This is a genomic window from Acinetobacter sp. YQ_14, assembly GCF_043102985.1.
GTDB classification, from domain to species: Bacteria; Pseudomonadota; Gammaproteobacteria; order Pseudomonadales; family Moraxellaceae; genus Acinetobacter; species Acinetobacter venetianus.
The window spans coordinates 300,119-319,008 of the sequence record NZ_JBICJJ010000002.1 but is presented as its reverse complement, the minus strand read 5'-3'; the positions used below and the strand labels follow the sequence as shown (position 1 = coordinate 319,008).

15 protein-coding genes are annotated in these 18,890 nt (G+C 39.2%); 4 read left to right on the top strand and 11 right to left on the bottom strand.

Going from position 1 to position 18,890, the window contains the following annotated elements; all coding sequences use genetic code 11:
• The first annotated feature begins 141 nt into the window (after window positions 1-141).
• The 4 genes from ACF8D3_RS01480 to bfr all read left to right on the top strand — a co-directional run bounded on the left by ACF8D3_RS01480 (window position 142) and on the right by bfr (window position 3,913).
• Window positions 142-2,247, top strand: a complete 2,106-nt coding sequence (locus ACF8D3_RS01480) for a bifunctional (p)ppGpp synthetase/guanosine-3',5'-bis(diphosphate) 3'-pyrophosphohydrolase (RefSeq protein ID WP_004877796.1) — start codon at window positions 142-144, stop codon at window positions 2,245-2,247.
• Between the two features lie 163 nt (window positions 2,248-2,410).
• Window positions 2,411-2,791 (top strand): RidA family protein, encoded by a 381-nt coding sequence (locus ACF8D3_RS01475; protein ID WP_004641286.1) that lies wholly within the window; start codon window positions 2,411-2,413, stop codon window positions 2,789-2,791.
• 220 nt (window positions 2,792-3,011) lie between these two features.
• Window positions 3,012-3,206 carry a bacterioferritin-associated ferredoxin gene (locus tag ACF8D3_RS01470; protein WP_004776027.1) on the top strand — a complete coding sequence of 65 codons (195 nt, stop codon included), beginning with the start codon at window positions 3,012-3,014 and terminating at the stop codon, window positions 3,204-3,206.
• A 242-nt stretch (window positions 3,207-3,448) separates the two neighbouring features.
• A complete protein-coding gene (gene bfr, locus ACF8D3_RS01465) occupies window positions 3,449-3,913 on the top strand; it encodes a bacterioferritin (protein WP_004877797.1) in 465 nt (154 codons plus the stop codon).
• 35 nt (window positions 3,914-3,948) lie between these two features.
• Here bfr and ACF8D3_RS01460 read toward each other — a convergent pair whose 3' ends face one another.
• The 11 genes from ACF8D3_RS01460 to ACF8D3_RS01410 form a co-directional block, all read right to left on the bottom strand.
• A complete protein-coding gene (locus ACF8D3_RS01460) occupies window positions 3,949-5,583 on the bottom strand; it encodes a Wzy polymerase domain-containing protein (RefSeq protein ID WP_392469710.1) in 1,635 nt (544 codons plus the stop codon).
• A 76-nt stretch (window positions 5,584-5,659) separates the two neighbouring features.
• Window positions 5,660-6,394: a TfpX/TfpZ family type IV pilin accessory protein gene (gene tfpZ, locus ACF8D3_RS01455; protein WP_392469708.1), complete on the bottom strand. Its 735-nt coding sequence runs from the start codon at window positions 6,392-6,394 to the stop codon at window positions 5,660-5,662.
• 45 nt (window positions 6,395-6,439) lie between these two features.
• Window positions 6,440-6,964: a pilin gene (locus ACF8D3_RS01450; RefSeq protein ID WP_392469706.1), complete on the bottom strand. Its 525-nt coding sequence runs from the start codon at window positions 6,962-6,964 to the stop codon at window positions 6,440-6,442.
• A gap of 205 nt (window positions 6,965-7,169) precedes the next feature.
• Window positions 7,170-7,685, bottom strand: coding sequence for a pilin (locus ACF8D3_RS01445; RefSeq protein WP_392469854.1), 516 nt, complete (start codon window positions 7,683-7,685; stop codon window positions 7,170-7,172).
• A gap of 402 nt (window positions 7,686-8,087) precedes the next feature.
• Window positions 8,088-8,648: a TPM domain-containing protein gene (locus ACF8D3_RS01440; protein ID WP_392469704.1), complete on the bottom strand. Its 561-nt coding sequence runs from the start codon at window positions 8,646-8,648 to the stop codon at window positions 8,088-8,090.
• Window positions 8,642-9,646, bottom strand: coding sequence for a TPM domain-containing protein (locus ACF8D3_RS01435; RefSeq protein ID WP_392469852.1), 1,005 nt, complete (start codon window positions 9,644-9,646; stop codon window positions 8,642-8,644). The genes ACF8D3_RS01440 and ACF8D3_RS01435 overlap by 7 nt, the downstream gene beginning before the upstream one ends.
• Window positions 9,647-9,734: 88 nt before the next feature.
• Window positions 9,735-10,325, bottom strand: a complete 591-nt coding sequence (locus ACF8D3_RS01430; protein WP_004877820.1) for a LemA family protein — start codon at window positions 10,323-10,325, stop codon at window positions 9,735-9,737.
• Between the two features lie 176 nt (window positions 10,326-10,501).
• Window positions 10,502-11,392, bottom strand: coding sequence for a metal-dependent hydrolase (locus ACF8D3_RS01425; RefSeq protein WP_392469703.1), 891 nt, complete (start codon window positions 11,390-11,392; stop codon window positions 10,502-10,504).
• Window positions 11,393-11,565: 173 nt separating this feature from the next.
• Entirely contained in the window at window positions 11,566-12,987 is a 1,422-nt protein-coding gene (locus ACF8D3_RS01420; RefSeq protein WP_392469700.1) for an FAD-dependent oxidoreductase, read from the bottom strand.
• A 71-nt stretch (window positions 12,988-13,058) separates the two neighbouring features.
• A complete protein-coding gene (gltB, locus tag ACF8D3_RS01415) occupies window positions 13,059-17,537 on the bottom strand; it encodes a glutamate synthase large subunit (RefSeq protein ID WP_392469850.1) in 4,479 nt (1,492 codons plus the stop codon).
• Between the two features lie 462 nt (window positions 17,538-17,999).
• Window positions 18,000-18,878: a hypothetical protein gene (locus tag ACF8D3_RS01410; protein WP_392469699.1), complete on the bottom strand. Its 879-nt coding sequence runs from the start codon at window positions 18,876-18,878 to the stop codon at window positions 18,000-18,002.
• Between the last annotated feature and the right edge of the window lie 12 nt (window positions 18,879-18,890).

Sequence of the window (18,890 nt, the reverse complement as noted above, 5' to 3'; positions counted from 1 at the left end):
GGCTTATATTGGTAAAAACAATATACTTCATTGAAAAAATTTACGATTTTTCATAACGAACAAATTGACAAGTTTATCAATATGCTTTTCATTAGAAGTTAAGCTACTCATTACTGAATTCATGTTATAAAAGGTGTTTTTATGCCAGGCGAAGAGGTCAGCCAAGCCAAGCAACAACTTAAAGTTATTGTTGATGCCTATCTAAAAGATAGTGACGTTCAACAAGTGCTTGCTGCCTGCGATTTCGCTGATTTGGCACATAGTGGCATTACCCGTAAGAGTGGTGAACCCTATGTATTACATCCTATTGCCGTCAGTTGTATCTTGGCCCATATGCGTCTCGATGCTGACACACTTATGGCGGCTTTATTACATGATGTGATCGAAGATACTGAATTTACCAAAGATGAAATCGGTGAAAAATTTGGAATTGTTGTTGCCGAACTTGTCGATGGTGTAACTAAACTTAGCCATTCAAGTGATAAGGAATATAACAAAGCGGCATCTTTTCGAAAAATTCTGCAAGCAACCCTACAAGATCCGCGTGTCATTATTATTAAATTAGCAGATCGCTATCACAATATGACGACGCTTGATGCATTGCGCCCAGATAAACGTGCGCGTATTGCCCAAGAAACCTTTGATATTTTTGTGCCAATGGCTCGTCTCGTTGGTATGAATGAGATGGCCGATAATTTAGAACATCTTTGCTATCAGAATCTTGATTTAGATATGTTTAATGATGTTCAGTCAGCATTGTTAGAAACTAAACCTAAACGCTGTGAGTACCAAGCTGTTTGGGAGCAGAAACTCTCAGACTTACTCGATACTTACGACATTAAAGGCCGCATTAAAAAGAAAAATAACAATATTGAATTGCTGCGCCACTTTGTGAAAAATGAAATTGATTTAAACGAACTCAGCCATAGCCATGCTTTCGAAATTATTCTGCAAAGCATTGCTGACTGTGACCGTTTAGTTGAAGCACTTAAAGCTAATTTTCAAGTATTACAATATAAAGATTATATTCGTCGGCCCCTACCAGGTGGCAATCAATCATTAATGATCAAATTAAAAGGTGAGAAAACCACACTTTCTCTCACTATCCAAACAGAACTAATGCGAAAAGCCGCTCGTTTTGGCGTGGTACTTGGTGAAAATGCACCTCAAGCTTGTCGATCAGCGATTCAAGCCTCAATGCAGAATTTAAACACCTTAATTGATAGTGATTGTGCAAAAACCACCTTTAGCGATCTATTAGATTATTTACACCAAGAGAAGATTTGGGTTTATACACCACATGGGCAACTTCATGAGTTACCCCAAGGTGCAACCGTTGTCGATTTCGCATATTCAGCAAGCCTATTTCTAGGTAATCATGCTGTCGGTGCAAAAATTGATGGTGAGATTCGTCCACTTTCAACACCATTACATAGCGGACAAGTGGTTGAGATTATTACAGATGTTCTCGCCACACCAAACCCAGATTGGCTGAGCTTTATCAATACGCAAAAAGCACGACGCGCGTTACAAAATATGCTGCGAGATCAAGATATTGAAGAGCAACGTTTAGTCGGCCAACAAGCATTGAATCGAGCATTAAAATTATTTAATCGTTCCATTAATGATCTCTCTCCAGCAGACTGGATCAATGTCCTCGAATGGCGTCATTTAAGTAGTAAAGATACCTTATTCGAGCAAATTGCAGTGGGCGATTTATTACCTCAACTCGTTGCTAACCATCTGTTTGCACAAGATTATCATTCAAATCATCACGAGACATCTGAGCGTTTGATTTTAGGTACAGATGGTGTAGATGTAAAATATGCACATTGTTGTAATCCAGTCTTAGGTGATCCAATCCAAGGACATCTTTCTCGTCGTGGATTAATAGTACATCGCTCACGTTGCCGCAACTTATTGCATGAACAACATCTTCATCCTGAAAATATAATGCCACTGCACTGGCAAGCAGAAGAAGTCGATGATGTACGTTTCAGTGCATATCTATGCATTCATATGGCAATGAATGATGAACAAATATCAGATTTAATTTACCAGTGCCGTAAAGCAAAGACTGGTGTCGAAATGGTCGAATCCCAAGATCAAAAAACCTATGTCAATATTGTTGTGAGCAATCGAAATCAAATCGCTCAAATCATTCGTGATTTACGTATGCATTTTGGTTTTCCGCGAATCGAACGTCTCAATATGCCAATTGTGCAAGCAGATGTCGCCAAAGCCTGATAACACTGCCTATTGTTTAGAGATTTATCACTTTTATATCAAATGTATAATTTTTAAAATTCACTTAAATCAAGAGCGACTAAACAGTATTCAACAGTTCCGTGATAACACTTTTGTGTTAAAGTCTCTTTGTTTCGAGATAAAAAGGACATAGGAGAGCTTAATGTCACGTCAAGTCATTCATACTGAACACGCCCCTGCTGCTATTGGAACTTATTCACAAGCAATTTTAGTTGGCAACACGCTCTACCTTTCTGGCCAAATCGGCTTAGATCCTTATAGTATGGAACTTGTTGATGGGATTGAAGCACAGATTCGTCGTGTATTTGATAACCTCAAAGCTGTATGTACTGCCGCAGGTGGCAGTCTAGCGGACATTGCTAAGCTCAATATTTTTCTTACAGACTTATCTCATTTCCAGCTTGTTAACCAAATTATGGGCGAATACTTTGCGCAACCTTACCCTGCTCGAGCTGCTCTTGGTGTTGCAAGCTTGCCTAAAGGCGCTTTGGTAGAAATGGATGGTATCGTTATCATTCCATAATTTATCATTTAAAACCAAATATATAAACTCAAAACCCATTTATAAAATACCAGTACCTCCTGAACAAAAATCCAACGACAACTCGGATTTCCACTCAAGAGGTATTTTTTTATCCAAATTCTCAATAAGAATAAATCAGCTATTGGAATGAAATTCATTGACAAACGATAACAATTATCAATAATATCAATTATCGCATTTATATTTGTAGATCACTCCCATGTACGTGTGTTTATGCCGTGGAATTACAGATCAAGATATCAAAGACGCTGTTGCAAATGGCGCTGAGAGCTATCGTGAAATTCGCGACTTACTCGACTTAGGAACATGCTGTGGTCGTTGTGCTCCAGAAGCACGCGCAATTATTAGCGATGAATTAGCTGAAATTGCTGCTCGCATATCAATCGCAGCTTAACCGAATATTTCTCTACACTGTTACGACTCCACCGCTTTCAATAGATCTTAGGTTCTACAGTGAAGCGGTTTTTTTATGATCATTAAAACCACTCCATCAATTACTGTCCAGTCTTCATCTTTCTGATTGTGATTTTCATTTGCCGTTCTATAAATTACTCGCAAGATTATAATTTGTTGATTAAGATAATATAAATTGTCTTAGTGAATAAGGCATCATTTGGTGGATATGGAGTAAGTGTAATGAAAGGCAATCGTGAAGTTATTAATCAACTGAATCAGGTGCTTTATCACCATTTAACTGCAATTAACCAATACTTCTTACACTCACGCATGTTTAATGACTGGGGAATTGAACAATTAGGTTCTGCGGAATACAAAGAGTCTATTCGCCAAATGAAACACGCGGATAAAATTATTGAACGTATTCTCTTCTTAGAAGGACTACCAAACCTACAGCATTTAGGTAAGCTCTATATAGGACAACACACTGAAGAAGTTTTAAATTGTGATATTCGCAAAGTAAAAGAGAATATAGAGGCATTAAAGCAAGCTGTTGAACTATCAGAAACACAACAAGACTATGTAACTCGCGATTTAGTTCAAGAAATTCTAGAGAAAGAAGAAGAATACTGGGATTGGTTAGACACACAATTAGATCTTATTGAGAATGTTGGTATTGAAAACTACATCCAAAGCCAAATTTAATAAAAAAGCCCTTTTTTGAAAGGGCTTTTTTATTTCTAGCGACTATTTAATTCAACAATTTCCGCTAAACTAATTTTCTGCTTATATAACCGCTGTAAGACCAATAAATATCGCTCAGCCTCTTCAGCTTTCTGATTATATGCAAGGAGTTGAGCATACTTCTTCAGGTTGTATGGAGTCGCTTTATTTTTTACCATTTCACCCAGTAGACTCAAGTCATGTTCCGACATTTTAGTTTTAGGATTCAAAGCAATCCAATCTAATCGTTTGTGAAACTGTGTCAGAATCAAGATTTTTGAACTACCCAAAATTTCTTCTGTTGGCTGCTTACCTTTAAAGACCAGTCGACTGTTGTCTTGGAAAAGCTTGTAGTCTCTCCAAATCAAAAGAAAAACAACCAGCGCCATCAACCCAATACAACGGATCACATTTTTATTGAGTACAATACTTTTTAGATTTGGTGTTTGAGCTTGCACCAAACCTAATAGAAAACCTAAAGGTAATAAGAAATAAGCATAACGCTGAGGAAATTCCAGTAGAGCATGGATTAAGATTGCACTTACCATGAGTAATGCAATGATAGACGTCATATCTTTTGCATTTTTACTCAGCCAAAACAGCCACAATGCTACATATGTAATGATCAAAAGACCAAGCGGCACCCCATTCCATACCAGCAGATCTAATAAAACATTGTGCGCACTATTAAACCAGACTTGAACGGTATTAAATTGAATACTTTCGACTACTGCTATACTTGTTTGGTTCCAACCATAGCCCAATAAAGGCCTCTCAGCAATCGCGTGCAGAATTTGCATCCACATCCCTAAACGTTCATGCCCAGAACCAGCGCGTTGAGCAATTGACGCTGTCTGCGTAACGCCAGTATCAATACTTGAAGTCAAAATCTGTGTAAATAAAGGCAACACATATGCAGCCAAGACGAAATAAAAAGCTGTCCATAGCAATAATTTAGGAAAATTAAATCGTGGTGAATTTCGATATTGTTTATAAATCCAATATAAGAAGAAGAAAATGCATACGATCCAAGATGTTCTAGATTGAGTAAGAACAGTTGCAAAAAGAATGATGCTACTTATTGGGATGAGCAGCCATAGTGTCAGTTTTCTCTTTTCATATATGTATAAGGCTCCCATTAATCCGATAATTAAAAAAGTAGCTAAATTATTAGGCTGTCCAAAATTTGCATAAGGGCGACTCCCTCTCAACCCCATTACTACATCGAAATGGCTTTCAATGTTTAACCATTGCAAGATCGCCATAATGGAACTTATAAAAGATATGCTAAACAATAAATAACTTGCGCCTAGCATGATTCTTTCACGCTGTTCTGACTGTAAAGATAAGTTATATCCAATAACGATCATCAGCCAAAACATAAACAGATATGAAAAGCTTAAGAATCCAACACTAAAATCAGTAATTAACCCGAAGCCACATTGAACTAAAGGGATAAAAGTAAGAACCAGCATCAGAATTTGAGGGCGAGCAATTTTTATATTTTTATTAAAAAAAATAGCAAGCAGTACCAAACTAGCGCCAAAACTCGCTAACTCACTCGAGAACGTAACCCAAGGATAAGTGTGAAATGGCGAGAGCCAAGCAAAACTAAACAGCAGCGCTGCCAGTAATAGACATAAATTTTGCATATTTCGATACAAAGAAGAGCTTCGCTGCATTATACATCGAAGCTCTTTTAAACTGTTTTTTTGTTGGTACGCTCAGTTAGTTCCAAGGCCGCAAATCAACAATCTTTACGACTTTACCTTTTTCTTTGTTTATCAGTACCGTCATGTCAACAGCATTTGCTTTGAGAGGTAGATACCCTGTAGCTTGAGGATATTTTTTTAAAATAATATCAACTGAATTATGATTATTATAGCTATACAATTGATCAAGTGGAATTGTCTTTTTTTTCAGAATCTTATTCTGACTTTTTAAAGATACATATAGATTAGGTCTCTGAGCTATATCAATACCAGAAAATATTGCCTCAAATGTGACTGTATTATTCGCCTCTATGTTTTTAGGTGCCACTGACGCAACCCATTGTGGAAACAACAGGGATGGACTTCTGTATTCTAATTTTGCTTTATTAATATTTCTGTTATCTATTTCATTTATCCTTACACTATCAAACCTATCGACATTAAATACAACCCAAGCTGGCCTCCCCTGAGAAATTGTCCATAATCCATACCCTAAAGCACTGACTTGTATTATAGCAATCACCGTTAAGTCAAAAACTAGTGTTTTTTTACCCTGCTTATAAACAAGAAGAGTTAGCACTGGCCCTAAAATCACATCTATTGCTAACATTATTAAAAAAACATGCGTCACCCCGACAGCCTTAGCTAACGGAGCTGGATACCAAATAAAAAAAACAAGACCAATTACCAATAAGGCAATGCAAACAGAAATCAGTCCATGAATTAAAAATGCTTTAATACGTACTGGCATAGTAAATTTTGATATTTTATCCTTGAAATAACTATTTTACTCTTTTCACAGCATATAACGACAATTGCCAGGAATATATTTATACGCTGCAGTAGATCTAACACCGCACCCCCAAACAACAGCCTGCCCTGGAATTATTGCACCACTTGGTCTAGCCGATCCAGCAGTACTTCCAGAACCAGGAGTAAGAACAATATTAGAATTTAAAGCATTATTGATTAATCCATTATATTGAATCTCAATATGCCCTTCATCCATTACAGGAGTTGCTAAATTAGCAATCCCAGCAATACTGATACTGCTTACATTTTCAGTAGATACAAATTGAAAAGAATAAGATCCAGGAGAACTTAAACCTGTTCCACCATATGCTGCAACATTTCCGCTAATAAAATAACCAAGAGTCTCAACCACAGCCAATTTAGCCTCACTCGCAAGAACAAGTCCTTCGGATACCTTTGTACGTATTGTATAATTTTGATAGGCTGGGATAGCAATTGCGGCTAAGATTCCAATAATTGCAACGACTAACATTAACTCAATTAAAGTAAAGCCCTTTATCTCACTCATGATACTCCCCAAAAAATAATTTACTCATTTTACTTATTACAATTTTAGTGCCAAATAATTAAATTAATAATTATCAAAAACTTATTAAAGATAAAAAAGAGGGGCTGTACTTTTTTTGTCAAATTATTCCTATTTATTTACACTTATTACCTTTATAAAAAAATCACCCTAATTAGGGTGATTTTTTTATTTCACTAAATAACCATTAGAAACGGCAGTTTGCAGGCACATATTTAAATGATGCAGGCACACCAATTGTACAACCCCAAACAACTGGAGCAGCTTGGCTTAATGCCGCTGCTGGCAAACCAGTTGTATCACTTACTGCACCACTTCCTGGAGTTAATACGATTGGCTGTGTAAGAGTAGTTGCTAATTGTCCAGCATAAGTAATTGTAATTGCGCCCTCTCCTGCTGCTGGTGCTGTAACATCAGCAATAGCAGCAATAGCAATTGATGCTACATTTTGGCCAGCAGTATATTCATAACCATAAGATCCTGCAGCAGATGCACCTGTACCAGCATATGCAGCCACAGCACCTGTATTACGAGTCGCAAATGTTTCAGCAACCGCAGTTTTAGCGGCAGAAGCTAATGTTAAACCTTCTGTAACTTTAGTACGAATAGTATAGCTTTGATAAGCAGGAATCGCGATTGCAGCCAAGATACCAATGATTGCAACTACGATCATTAATTCAATAAGAGTAAAACCCTTTTGCATTGATTTCATAACATTTCTCCAATGTATAAATTTTTATAAGCTTTTATTAGCTACTTGTATTCAGCATGTTTTATGCCAGTCCTTAGCTTAGCCAATTTTAACTCAAAAAAACAGGGACTTAAAAAAAATTCATCTTGGATAAAATGAGAGCATTTTAGACATTTTGAGAAAAAATATGACAATTAACGTCATATTTAACAGTTTATTATTCAAACCCTATAACTATGAACTTGATGATGCTCTAATAGTATTAAATTTGAGCGACATAAATCACAGAAAATATTTTTTAATTTTTTTTACCATCCATCGGAAGATAAATAAATACAATACAGACTTTTCTACACATTAAGTTTTCTTTTCAATTAAAGCAAGTATTTAATCTATATCTATGCTCTCTGACACTCAATTCAGAATAATAGGTGCATTTGGCAACTCATTTTGATCAGCAGAATCATTAATGACGTAATATTGATCTAGAACTCGCCCGATTTCTTCTACACCACTTTTAACTGCAAACAAGTATTGTTTTTGAGCCAACTGGCCCACAATACTTTGACAGATTTCGCACCACGTCTCTTGTTGAGTTGCATTTTTGAGGCCTCTATCAATCACAATTTCAACCTTACGCTCGCACAGATTTAAGTAGAGTAAAACACCACTATTCAGTTCAGTGTCCCATACGCCCAGCTCAGCAAATAGCTGTTGCGCTCGTAGACGCGTATTTTGATAGTACGCTTGCGAGCAAGGAATATGCCCTTCTATCACCACCTGAATTTCCCCCACATGACCTTTTTCAGCTTGCTGTACAGCATTTGCAATTTCTATTTGGTCTTGTTTATTGAAATATCGATGTGCTGAAGAGACATAGAGAAAATGCTTAAACCAGCGTTTTAAGCTGTGTTGTACATGATCATCCAACTTAGGTTGAGTAATGATTTGAGTTGTATCTGTCTTTGTTACCATGAGCCTGATGCTCCTCCGCCACCAAAACTGCCACCGCCGCCACTATAACCACCGCCGCTGCCTCCACCAAAACCACCTCCACTGCCGCCACGCCCACCACCAGATAGAAATGCTTGAAAAATCAATTGTGCAATAGAAGTAATTAACAGAAAGAAAATACCAACGCCAAGCAGCAAACTCATGACTAAGCCTGCACCATTGACCAGCCCAGCAACGGTTGCAGCGACTGCAGCGGTAGAAGCACTCAGCCGCTTACCCACAATAAACGATCCAACAACGCCAGCAATTAAGATAAACAATGCCATCGTTAAAGTATTATCTTTCGCTTGCTGTGCTTGTAATGCTTGATCGTGACGTTCTTTGAGTTCTTGAGCTGCCTGCTGAGCAATCTCAGGGTCTAAATTCACGATGCGAGTAATCTCATCTAAGCCAGCTGAAATACCCTGTGCATATTGTCCTTGTTTGAAATACGGCGTAATTTGATTTCTGATAATACGACTTAAAACCACATCAGGCAGTACACCCTCTAAGCCATAGCCAGTGAGTATTTGAATTTTCCGATCATTGATCGCAACAGCCATCAATAAGCCATTATCTCGCTTCGCTGAACCTAACTGCCATTTTTCGCCTGTACGCAAAGCAAAATCAAAAATGGCTTCTTGTCCTGTGGTTGGGACAATAATCACACCGATCTGCGCTTTGCCTTGTTGATATAGGTCAAGTATTTTCTGATCTAACTGCTGAATTTCAGCATCACTTAATACTTTAGCTTGATCAATGACAGGTTGGTTTAATGTTGGTAATCCACGTATGGATTCACCGTCTGCCATATCATCAGCGACTTTCGGTAATACAGGTGTTTCAGTATTGGATGTACTTGATGATGCTGCTTTATTTTTCTGTTGTTCCTGAATAATTTTGCCCGCAACCACCAAATCACTTTGATCAGTTGCTGTGGCAACCTCAGCCAAAGCTGTATGTTGAAAGCAAAGCATCATAAAAATGATAATTAAAATAGATTTCCATTTTTGCTTTAACACATTCAACATCAGCTTTCTCCTCCGCATTTAACTCAACAATGAGTAATTAGTTAAATGAAACAGTTGGAGCTTGCTGAGCAGATTGTTCAGCCTTAAAGTTTTCCTTAGTTTTCATGCCAATCACTTTTGCAGTCATTGCTTGTGGGAATTGACGTACATAAGAATTGTAGTCTTGTACTGTCGTAATATAACGATTACGTGCAACAGCAATTCTATTTTCTGTGCCTTCAAGCTGTGCTTGAAGATCGCGGAATTGTTCATTGGCTTTTAAATCTGGATAGTTTTCAGAGACGGCAATTAAGCGCGATAATGCTCCTGTAAGCTGACTTTGCGCTTGCTGGTATTTTTCGAATAGTGCGGGATCTTCTAATACTTCTTTATCAACTTTCAAACCAGCCACGTTTGAGCGTGCTTGTGTCACCTCCGTAAGTACCTGCTCCTCATGTTTTGCATAACCTTTTACGACATTGACTAAATTCGGAACGAGGTCTGCTCGACGCTGGTATTGGTTTTGCACTTCTGACCAAGATGCATTGACTGCTTCATCTTTTACTTGCAAAGTGTTATAGCCACACCCTGTAAATAAGAGTGTACTCGCCAATACTGTCGCAATTGCGGTTTGTTTAATTACTTTCATCAAAATTTATCCTCAGGTTTTTCTTTATATTTTTGCGATAATTCATTGTAATGTGATTTTTTGCTTGCTGTGTAACATTTATTAAAGTTGATTTATGTATGTTTAAATAAAAATGGCATTACTCGAAATCTCAAAGTAATGCCACGCTAAGCAAATATTTAATGTTTTAATAATTATTAACTATAAATTTTTGATGCTGTTTCTTCTTGAAAGCTAATCATGCCATATTCATCGACCATCCTTGCTTTCCAATACTCAACCAATTTGCTGTAATCATGTTTAGCTGGATGGAAGTCTGCATGGTAATAAGAAAGATATTCTGGAATGAGTTGAATTAGCATTTTTCCAAGTAAATACATTCCAAATACGTTACCACCGACTTTGGGTAAGCTTTTCCATTTGTCTTGCCAAATTAAACGCGTTGTTGCATAGAACGTGAGGCTTGCAAAGCCTGTAGTCACACTTCGCATCAATAAACGACGAATTCGATCATCACCATAAACCTCTTGATACACATCAAAAGCGACCGATCGATGCTCGATTTCCTCAATTGCATGCCAAACCCAAAGTTTCATCGCATCATCGTCTAATGTGCTTAAAATTTCTGGATGCTTCAAAATATAACCACCTAACATCGCAGTAAAATGCTCAAAAGCACAGGTCAATGCAAGTTGTAATTTAGGATGAATTTTGCGAAGGACATCATCTCGCTTTGCTAGCCAAGCTTGAAAGCGGTCAAGATTATAATCATCGCTACGCCAAGCATCGTTAAACTCTGTATGTGCTTTAGAATGCATCGCCTCCTGACCGATAAAAGCTGCAATCTGGGCTTGTAATTGCGGGTCTTGCACTTTTTCTCGGACGTTTCGGACACTATTTACAAAATATTGCTCGCCTATCGGAAAGGTTGAGGAGAGTGCGGTCAGTAAATGCGACATTAATGGGGAATTAGCAAAATAATGCCGTTTAATTTTTTCAGGATTAAATTGCAAACGTCGTACGGTAATACCAAGTGCTTTAGGGCGATTTAAATAGTTTTTTTCTGCATTCGTATGTGCAAGCGCCATCTTGATTGCCTTTACAATTTCCCAACTGGTCTTCGAGTATTGCGCTAGCAAATAAGCAAAAACAGGGCAAAAAAGCTTATAAAGTTTGCTAAAACTACCAAACTGACAAGATGAAAATCATAAAGCCTGCATGATGCAGGCTTTATTTCAATGTGATTTACAGCATTGGAAGATTAAACCCCAAGGTAATCTAAAATACCTTCGGCAGCTTGACGACCTTCCCAAATTGCAGTCACTACAAGATCAGAACCACGTACCATATCTCCACCAGCGAAGATTTTTGGATTCGAGGTTTGGAATTTAAATTCTTGTTGTTCAGCAGCAATCACTCGACCTGAACCATCTAAACCTACTTTAGCATTGGAAAACCAATCAGCAGGGCTTGGACGGAAACCAAAAGCTAGCAACACGGCATCAGCTGCTATTACTTCTTCAGAACCCGGAATTGGCTCAGGGCTACGACGACCACGACTATCTGGCTCACCCATTTGCGTTGTCACAACTTTAACACCTGTGACTTTGCCATTCTCACCCACGATTTCAATTGGCTGACGGTTGAATAGGAATTTTACACCCTCTTCATACGCATTCTTCACTTCACGTGCAGAACCCGGCATGTTGCTTTCGTCACGACGATAAGCACAAGTTACTTCGTGCGCACCTTGACGCAATGAAGTACGGTTACAGTCCATTGCAGTGTCGCCACCACCTAAAACAATCACTTTCTTGCCGTCTACACTGATGTATTCGCTAGGATCTTTTTCCCAACCTTGGCAACGATTGACATTGGCAATGAGGAAATCTAAGGCGTCATAAACACCATTCAGATCTTCACCTGGGAAACCACCTTTCATGTAGGTGTAAGTTCCCATACCCATAAATACAGCATCATATTCAGCAAGTAATTGCTCAATTGTAACATCAACACCAATTTCAGTGTTTAAACGGAATTCAATGCCCATGCCTGTGAAGATTTCACGGCGGCGTTTCATCACATCTTTTTCCATCTTAAATTCTGGAATACCGAATGTGAGTAGACCGCCAATTTCAGGACGTTTATCAAATACAACTGGTTTTACACCACCACGCGCTAGAATATCTGCACAGCCTAAACCTGCTGGGCCAGCACCAATAATGGCAACTTTTTTGTTGGTCCACTTAACGCCAGACATATCTGGACGCCAACCTAAAGCAAAGGCCGTATCGTTGATATATTTCTCAGCATTACCAATGGTTACAGCACCAAAGCCATCATTGAGTGTACATGCACCTTCACACAAGCGGTCTTGCGGACATACACGACCACATACTTCTGGCAAAGTATTGGTTTGATGACAAAGTTCTGCTGCTTGGAAAATTTGACCTTCAGCAATCAACTTTAACCAGTTTGGAATGTAGTTATGTACTGGACATTTCCATTCACAATAAGGGTTACCACAACCTAAACAACGATGGGTCTGGTTTGCAGCCACATCCGCAGTAAAAGGTTTATAAATTTCCACAAACTCTGCCTTGCGGACAGTAATATCTTTTTTCTCTGGATCTTGGCGTGCTACATCCAGAAATTGAAAGTCATTATTAAGGCGTTCTGCCATGTCTCTCTCCGTGGGTAGGCGCAAGGATGTCTCTTATCTTTGCACCTGCCTATGTCTTTGCAGTCGTGGAATTATTGTGGGTCAGCTTGAGTTGTTTTCAAAAGCGTTTGCAAATTAGCAGCTTTTGGTTTTACAAGCCAGAACTTACGACTATAGAAGTCGAACTCATTACGGATTTTGTATGCCCAAGCACTTCCTGTCTCTTGGATGTGCTCATCTAAAATACGTAGTAAGTATTCTTTGTGATCTTCCATAGACTCAGTTGAGATACGGTTAAGATCAATTAGTTCATGGTTGTAGTAATCAACAAAGTCATTATCAAGGTCAAGTACATAAGCAAAGCCACCTGTCATACCCGCACCGAAATTATGACCGACTTTACCCAATACGGTTACCACACCACCTGTCATGTATTCACAGCAGTGATCACCAGCGCCTTCAATAACCGCAAATGCGCCTGAGTTACGAACCGCAAAACGCTCGCCCGCAGTACCTGCAGCAAAAACCTTACCGCCTGTTGCACCATATAAACAAGTGTTACCAATAATTGCGGTATTTTGTGTTTGGAATGGTGAACCTTTTGGTGGGAAAATCGATACGCGACCACCCGCCATACCTTTACCGACATAGTCGTTGGCATCACCTTCCAGTTTGATATGCAAACCGCCTGCATTCCAAACACCAAGCGATTGACCAGCAGTACCCTCAAGATTCATAACAACTGGGCTACTTTCCATACCCAAGTTACCATAGCGACGCGCGATTTCACCTGAGATACGAGCACCAATCGAACGGTCACAGTTACCTACTGTGAAGTTGAATGAACCGCCTGCACCTGATTCAATTGCTGGTAGCATTTCAGCAACCATTTTCTCAGCCAATACACCTTTATCAAATGGCGCATTACCTTGAACTTGGCAATACTGAGCTTTACCTTCAGCTGATGGATGTGAAGTCAATAAAGCACTAAGATCTAGATGAGCATGTTTTTCAGTTTCACCTGGTAAAACTTCAAGTAAATCAACGCGGCCAATCAAATCTTTCAATGAAGCAACACCAAGTGCTGCTAACCATTCACGTGTTTCTTCAGCAATAAACTTGAAGAAATTAATGAGCATTTGTGGCTCACCAATATAATGTTCTTGACGTAAATGATCTTGTTGAGTTGCAACACCCGTTGCACAGTTATTTAAATGGCAAATACGGAGATATTTACAACCTAACGCGATCATTGGTGTAGAACCGAAGCCAAAACTTTCCGCACCCAAGATTGCTGCTTTAATCACATCTAAACCTGTTTTCAAACCACCATCTGTTTGAACACGCACTTTGCCACGTAAGTCATTTACACGTAATGCTTGATGCGCTTCACTCAAACCAAGTTCCCATGGAGAACCCGCGTGGTGAATTGAAGAAAGTGGCGATGCAGCCGTACCACCGTCATAACCAGAAATCGTAATAAAGTCAGCATATGCCTTCGCAACACCTGCCGCGATCGTACCTACACCCGGCTCAGATACCAATTTTACTGAAACCATCGCTTGTGGGTTGACTTGTTTCAAGTCAAAAATCAACTGCGATAAATCTTCAATCGAATAAATATCGTGATGCGGTGGTGGCGAAATGAGTGTGACACCTGGTACTGAATAACGTAAACGCGCAATTAAGCCATTCACTTTACCACCTGGTAACTGACCACCCTCACCCGGTTTCGCACCTTGTGCTACTTTAATCTGTAATACTTCAGCAGAAGTTAAATATGCTGGCGTAACACCGAAACGACCTGATGCAATTTGCTTGATTTTCGAGTTACGAATCGTGCCATAACGCGCTGGATCTTCGCCACCCTCACCTGAGTTCGAACGACCACCAATCGTGTTCATCGCAATTGCAATCGCTTCATGTGCTTCTGGCGATAATGCACCTAGAGACATACCCGCAGAGTCAAAGCGTGGCAGAATCTCTTCAATACTTTCAACTTGATCAATGGCAATTGAATCCGTTGTTTTTAACTTAAATAAGTCACGGATTGTCGCGATTGGACGATTATTTACAAGCTCAGCATACTCTTTAAAGTCTTGATATTGACCAGAGCGTACTGACTTATGCAAAGCATTGATTACATCAGGATTGAACGCATGGTACTCTTTGCCAAATACGAATTTGAGCAAACCACCTTGATCAATCGGCTTACGATTTTGCCAAGCAGTTGTTGCCAATTTCTTCTGATCATTTTCCAAATCAGCAAACGTTGCACCTTGGATACGACTCGGTACACCAAGGAAACATTGATCAACGACCTCAGAAGATAAACCAACTGCTTCAAACAACTGACCGCCACGATATGATGCAACGGTAGAGATACCCATTTTGGAAAGAACTTTTAATAGACCTTTCTCAATCCCTTTGCGGAAGTTTGCTTGAGCATGAATTGGATCACCCAATAACTCGCCTTTAGCAACCAAATCATTGATCACATCATAAGCCAAGTATGGATAAATCGCTGTTGCACCGAAACCAAGTAACACTGCAAATTGATGTGGATCACGTGCAAAGCCCGTTTCCACTAAAATGTTTGCATCGGTACGTAAACCCGTTTTAATCAAATGGTGATGTACAGCACCTGTTGCCAAAACAGCATTTGCAGGTAAGAAGCCTTCACGGAAGTTTTTATCCGTGAGTACGATCAACGTTTTTCCATCACGAACCGCTTGAGCAGCTTCTTCACAGATACGTGTAATTGCAGCCTGTAAACCTTCTGTTTCGGCGTAATTCAATTCAATATCAGCTACGCCATAGCCTTGGCGATCTTTTTCAACATCACGAAGCTGCTGCATTTTCGAATTCGACAATACAGGGCTGGCAATAATGATACGATCCGCATGTTCTGGGCCTTGCTCAAATACGTTTTGCTCACGTCCGATACAAGTTTCAAGTGACATCACGATTGATTCACGTAATGGATCAATTGGTGGGTTTGTCACCTGCGCAAACTGTTGGCGGAAATAATCTGAGATGTGACGTACTTGACGAGACAATACAGCCATTGGCGTATCATCACCCATCGAGCCAACCGCTTCTTGACCACTTTCTGCAATAGGACGAAGAATCTGATCACGCTCTTCAAATGTCACCATAAACATTTTTTGAGCTGATTTAAGTGCATCACCTGTGAGACCTTGATCAACAAGCTGCTCTTCAAGTTGCGGATTTGCTTTTAAACGGATCGCATGGTCACGTAACCACTCACGGTATGGACGCATGTTTTTAAGATGGTTACTGACATCTTTGGTATCTAATACCTTACCAGTCAAAGTGTCTACAACTAAGATTTGACCTGGACCAACACGGCCTTTAGACACAACGTCTTCAGGTTCATAACCCCACACCCCAATTTCAGAAGCAAGTGTGATGTAATCATTTTTAGTAATTACCCAACGCGCTGGACGCAAGCCATTACGATCAAGCATACAAATCGCATGACGACCATCTTGAATTACAAGACCCGCTGGGCCATCCCAAGCTTCCATATGTTTAGAGTTAAATTCGTAGAACGCACGTAAGTCGGCATCTAGAGTTTCAACGTTTTGCCATGCTGGCGGAACAAGCATACGCAAGGCACGGAATAAATCCATACCACCACCCACAAGAATCTCGAGCATATTATCTAAGCTTGAAGAGTCCGAACCAGTACGGTTTACGATTGGATTTAACTCAGTTAATCCTGGTAGTAATGGGTTTGCAAATTTTGGTGTACGTGCCAATGCCCAGTTGCGGTTCGCAGTAATGGTATTAATTTCACCATTATGTGCAAGATAACGGAACGGCTGAGCCAATGGCCAACGCGGTAAAGTATTTGTAGAAAAACGCTGATGGAATACAACGATGTGAGATTTTAAACGCTCATCAGCTAAGTCCGTATAGAAGTCAGCAATTGCTGCTGGCATCATCAAACCTTTATAACTAATCACAGTCGTTGCTAATGTCGTTACATAAAACAATGAATCATTGTGTAACAATTGTTCAGCACGACGACGCGCTAAGAATAACTTACGATTAAACTCAACTTCAGTTAAGCCCATCGGACAGTTCACAAGAATTTGTTCAAACACTGGTAGAGATTGTAGTGCAATTTCACCCAATGCATCATTATTAGTTGGTACAACACGCCATGCTGCAACCGTCAAACCTTCAGCTTCAATTTCTTTATTCAGAATATTTTTTGCATTATGCGCTAAAGCAGGATCAGTATTTAAAAATACGGTACCAGCAGCGAAGATTTCAGTTAAATTAGCACCAAGTTTTTGAGCTTCATCACGGAAAAATTGCTTAGGCATAGCCAATAACAATCCGCATCCATCTCCAGTTTTACCATCTGCGGCAATACCACCACGGTGCGTCATGCAACTTAGACTGTGAATCGCTGTTTCGACCAGATGATGACTTGATTCACCCTTCATATGGGCAATCAAACCGAAACCACAGTTATCCTTAAACTCATCAGGCTGATATAAACCTTGAGCGGGAGCTACAGTATTTGGCGATGGCATGTGCATAGCGTACCCTTCTTTCAACATGGCTCTTTCGAGCAACAAACAATCAATTTATTTTCTGCGATATTGCCGATCAACTCATATAAAGTTCAATGCTTCGCGAAAACATTTTTACTGGCGAATTTGCAAATATACGCCTTTCTTGTTTCAGAAACAGCGCATTTCACCATATAAAGTGTTTTTAGTTATTACACCTTAACTAGCCTTTGTAAAGCACAAAAACTTTCCATTTCACCAAAATAATGAATCATTTAGCACTAAAAAGAGCAATGAGCAGATAAATTAGCACCACAAGAAAGCAAAAAATATGCCATATAGTTATAAATTTACTAAATCATTAAAAAAGTTAAAATAACGTGTAGTTATAATTATAGGAGAATTATAATTTACGATTAAAATTGCACCAAAATACATCCAAGCGCTACATAATAGCCCACAAAAGCACCATTATGGTGCATTTTAATTAAATGGATCAGTTACTTCTTTCCGAGAAGAATCTGAATTTTCCTTTAATTTTTCTGTATTTATTGCTTGCTTAGGTGCCGATTGAATTTGCTTAACATTAACCACATTCCCATCCGCATCACGTTGAGTCACGACAGTCTTCACCGTCGTCGATGTCTCCACAGACTTTTTAACATCAGAGCCCATCCCACTTTGTGATGAACTACCATTCATTAATAATGTTTCATCAACACGTGGCAGTGCAGCTGGCCTTAAATTAATTGCATACAACTGACTCGTTGATGACTTAAGTTCATCAGAACCTAAATCATTTACATATGCCGCATAGCTTGATATAGGCTGAGGTTGAGGCTGAATAGATTGAGGTAAAGTCAAATTTAGTTGCGCAAATTGCTGTTTAGCTTCTTCAGCATTTGCAAATAACCCATAAGCCAAAACGTATTGTTCAACTTGATCATCACTATTCAAACGAAAATAAACGAAGTTTTTTCTATCTGGTCGATTTAATAAAAAGTTTTTAACAATCGTTTCATCTGAACTACGGAAAATCTCCATCACCCATTGACGTTGATTTTCTTTAATGTACTTAGTCCCTCTAAATTCAGGTGCATGTTCATTAGATACAACCACGCGAGTCGTTAAATCCAATGGTCTCACCTCATCGGACAATGCCCCTAAATGAGATGTGGCTGCGACTTTTTCCGGTTGAATCTGAACTTGGACTTCATCTTTTGCTTGATGTTCAACAGCAACAACCTCTTGCTTATCACCTGTGATTCCCCAAAAAATCAATGCCGCAATTAAACAAGCCAATGCGAGAACAAGCCAACTATATTGTTGTATGTTTTGCCAAGTTGATCGGGACACAGTCATGTTTTCCTAGAA

Bases quoted from the DNA above. Each gene is read 5' to 3' on its own strand.
- ACF8D3_RS01420 (WP_392469700.1), bottom strand. From the start codon at position 12,987: ATGGCAGAACGCCTTAATAATGACTTTCAATTTCTGGATGTAGCACGC.
- ACF8D3_RS01445 (WP_392469854.1), bottom strand. From the start codon at position 7,685: ATGCAAAAGGGTTTTACTCTTATTGAATTAATGATCGTAGTTGCAATC.
- ACF8D3_RS01430 (WP_004877820.1), bottom strand. From the start codon at position 10,325: ATGAAAGTAATTAAACAAACCGCAATTGCGACAGTATTGGCGAGTACA.
- tfpZ (WP_392469708.1), bottom strand. From the start codon at position 6,394: ATGCCAGTACGTATTAAAGCATTTTTAATTCATGGACTGATTTCTGTT.
- ACF8D3_RS01440 (WP_392469704.1), bottom strand. From the start codon at position 8,648: ATGGTAACAAAGACAGATACAACTCAAATCATTACTCAACCTAAGTTG.
- ACF8D3_RS01480 (WP_004877796.1), top strand. From the start codon at position 142: ATGCCAGGCGAAGAGGTCAGCCAAGCCAAGCAACAACTTAAAGTTATT.
- ACF8D3_RS01475 (WP_004641286.1), top strand. From the start codon at position 2,411: ATGTCACGTCAAGTCATTCATACTGAACACGCCCCTGCTGCTATTGGA.
- bfr (WP_004877797.1), top strand. From the start codon at position 3,449: ATGAAAGGCAATCGTGAAGTTATTAATCAACTGAATCAGGTGCTTTAT.
- ACF8D3_RS01470 (WP_004776027.1), top strand. From the start codon at position 3,012: ATGTACGTGTGTTTATGCCGTGGAATTACAGATCAAGATATCAAAGAC.
- ACF8D3_RS01410 (WP_392469699.1), bottom strand. From the start codon at position 18,878: ATGACTGTGTCCCGATCAACTTGGCAAAACATACAACAATATAGTTGG.
- ACF8D3_RS01435 (WP_392469852.1), bottom strand. From the start codon at position 9,646: ATGATGCTTTGCTTTCAACATACAGCTTTGGCTGAGGTTGCCACAGCA.
- ACF8D3_RS01460 (WP_392469710.1), bottom strand. From the start codon at position 5,583: ATGCAAAATTTATGTCTATTACTGGCAGCGCTGCTGTTTAGTTTTGCT.
- ACF8D3_RS01450 (WP_392469706.1), bottom strand. From the start codon at position 6,964: ATGAGTGAGATAAAGGGCTTTACTTTAATTGAGTTAATGTTAGTCGTT.
- gltB (WP_392469850.1), bottom strand. From the start codon at position 17,537: ATGCCATCGCCAAATACTGTAGCTCCCGCTCAAGGTTTATATCAGCCT.
- ACF8D3_RS01425 (WP_392469703.1), bottom strand. From the start codon at position 11,392: ATGGCGCTTGCACATACGAATGCAGAAAAAAACTATTTAAATCGCCCT.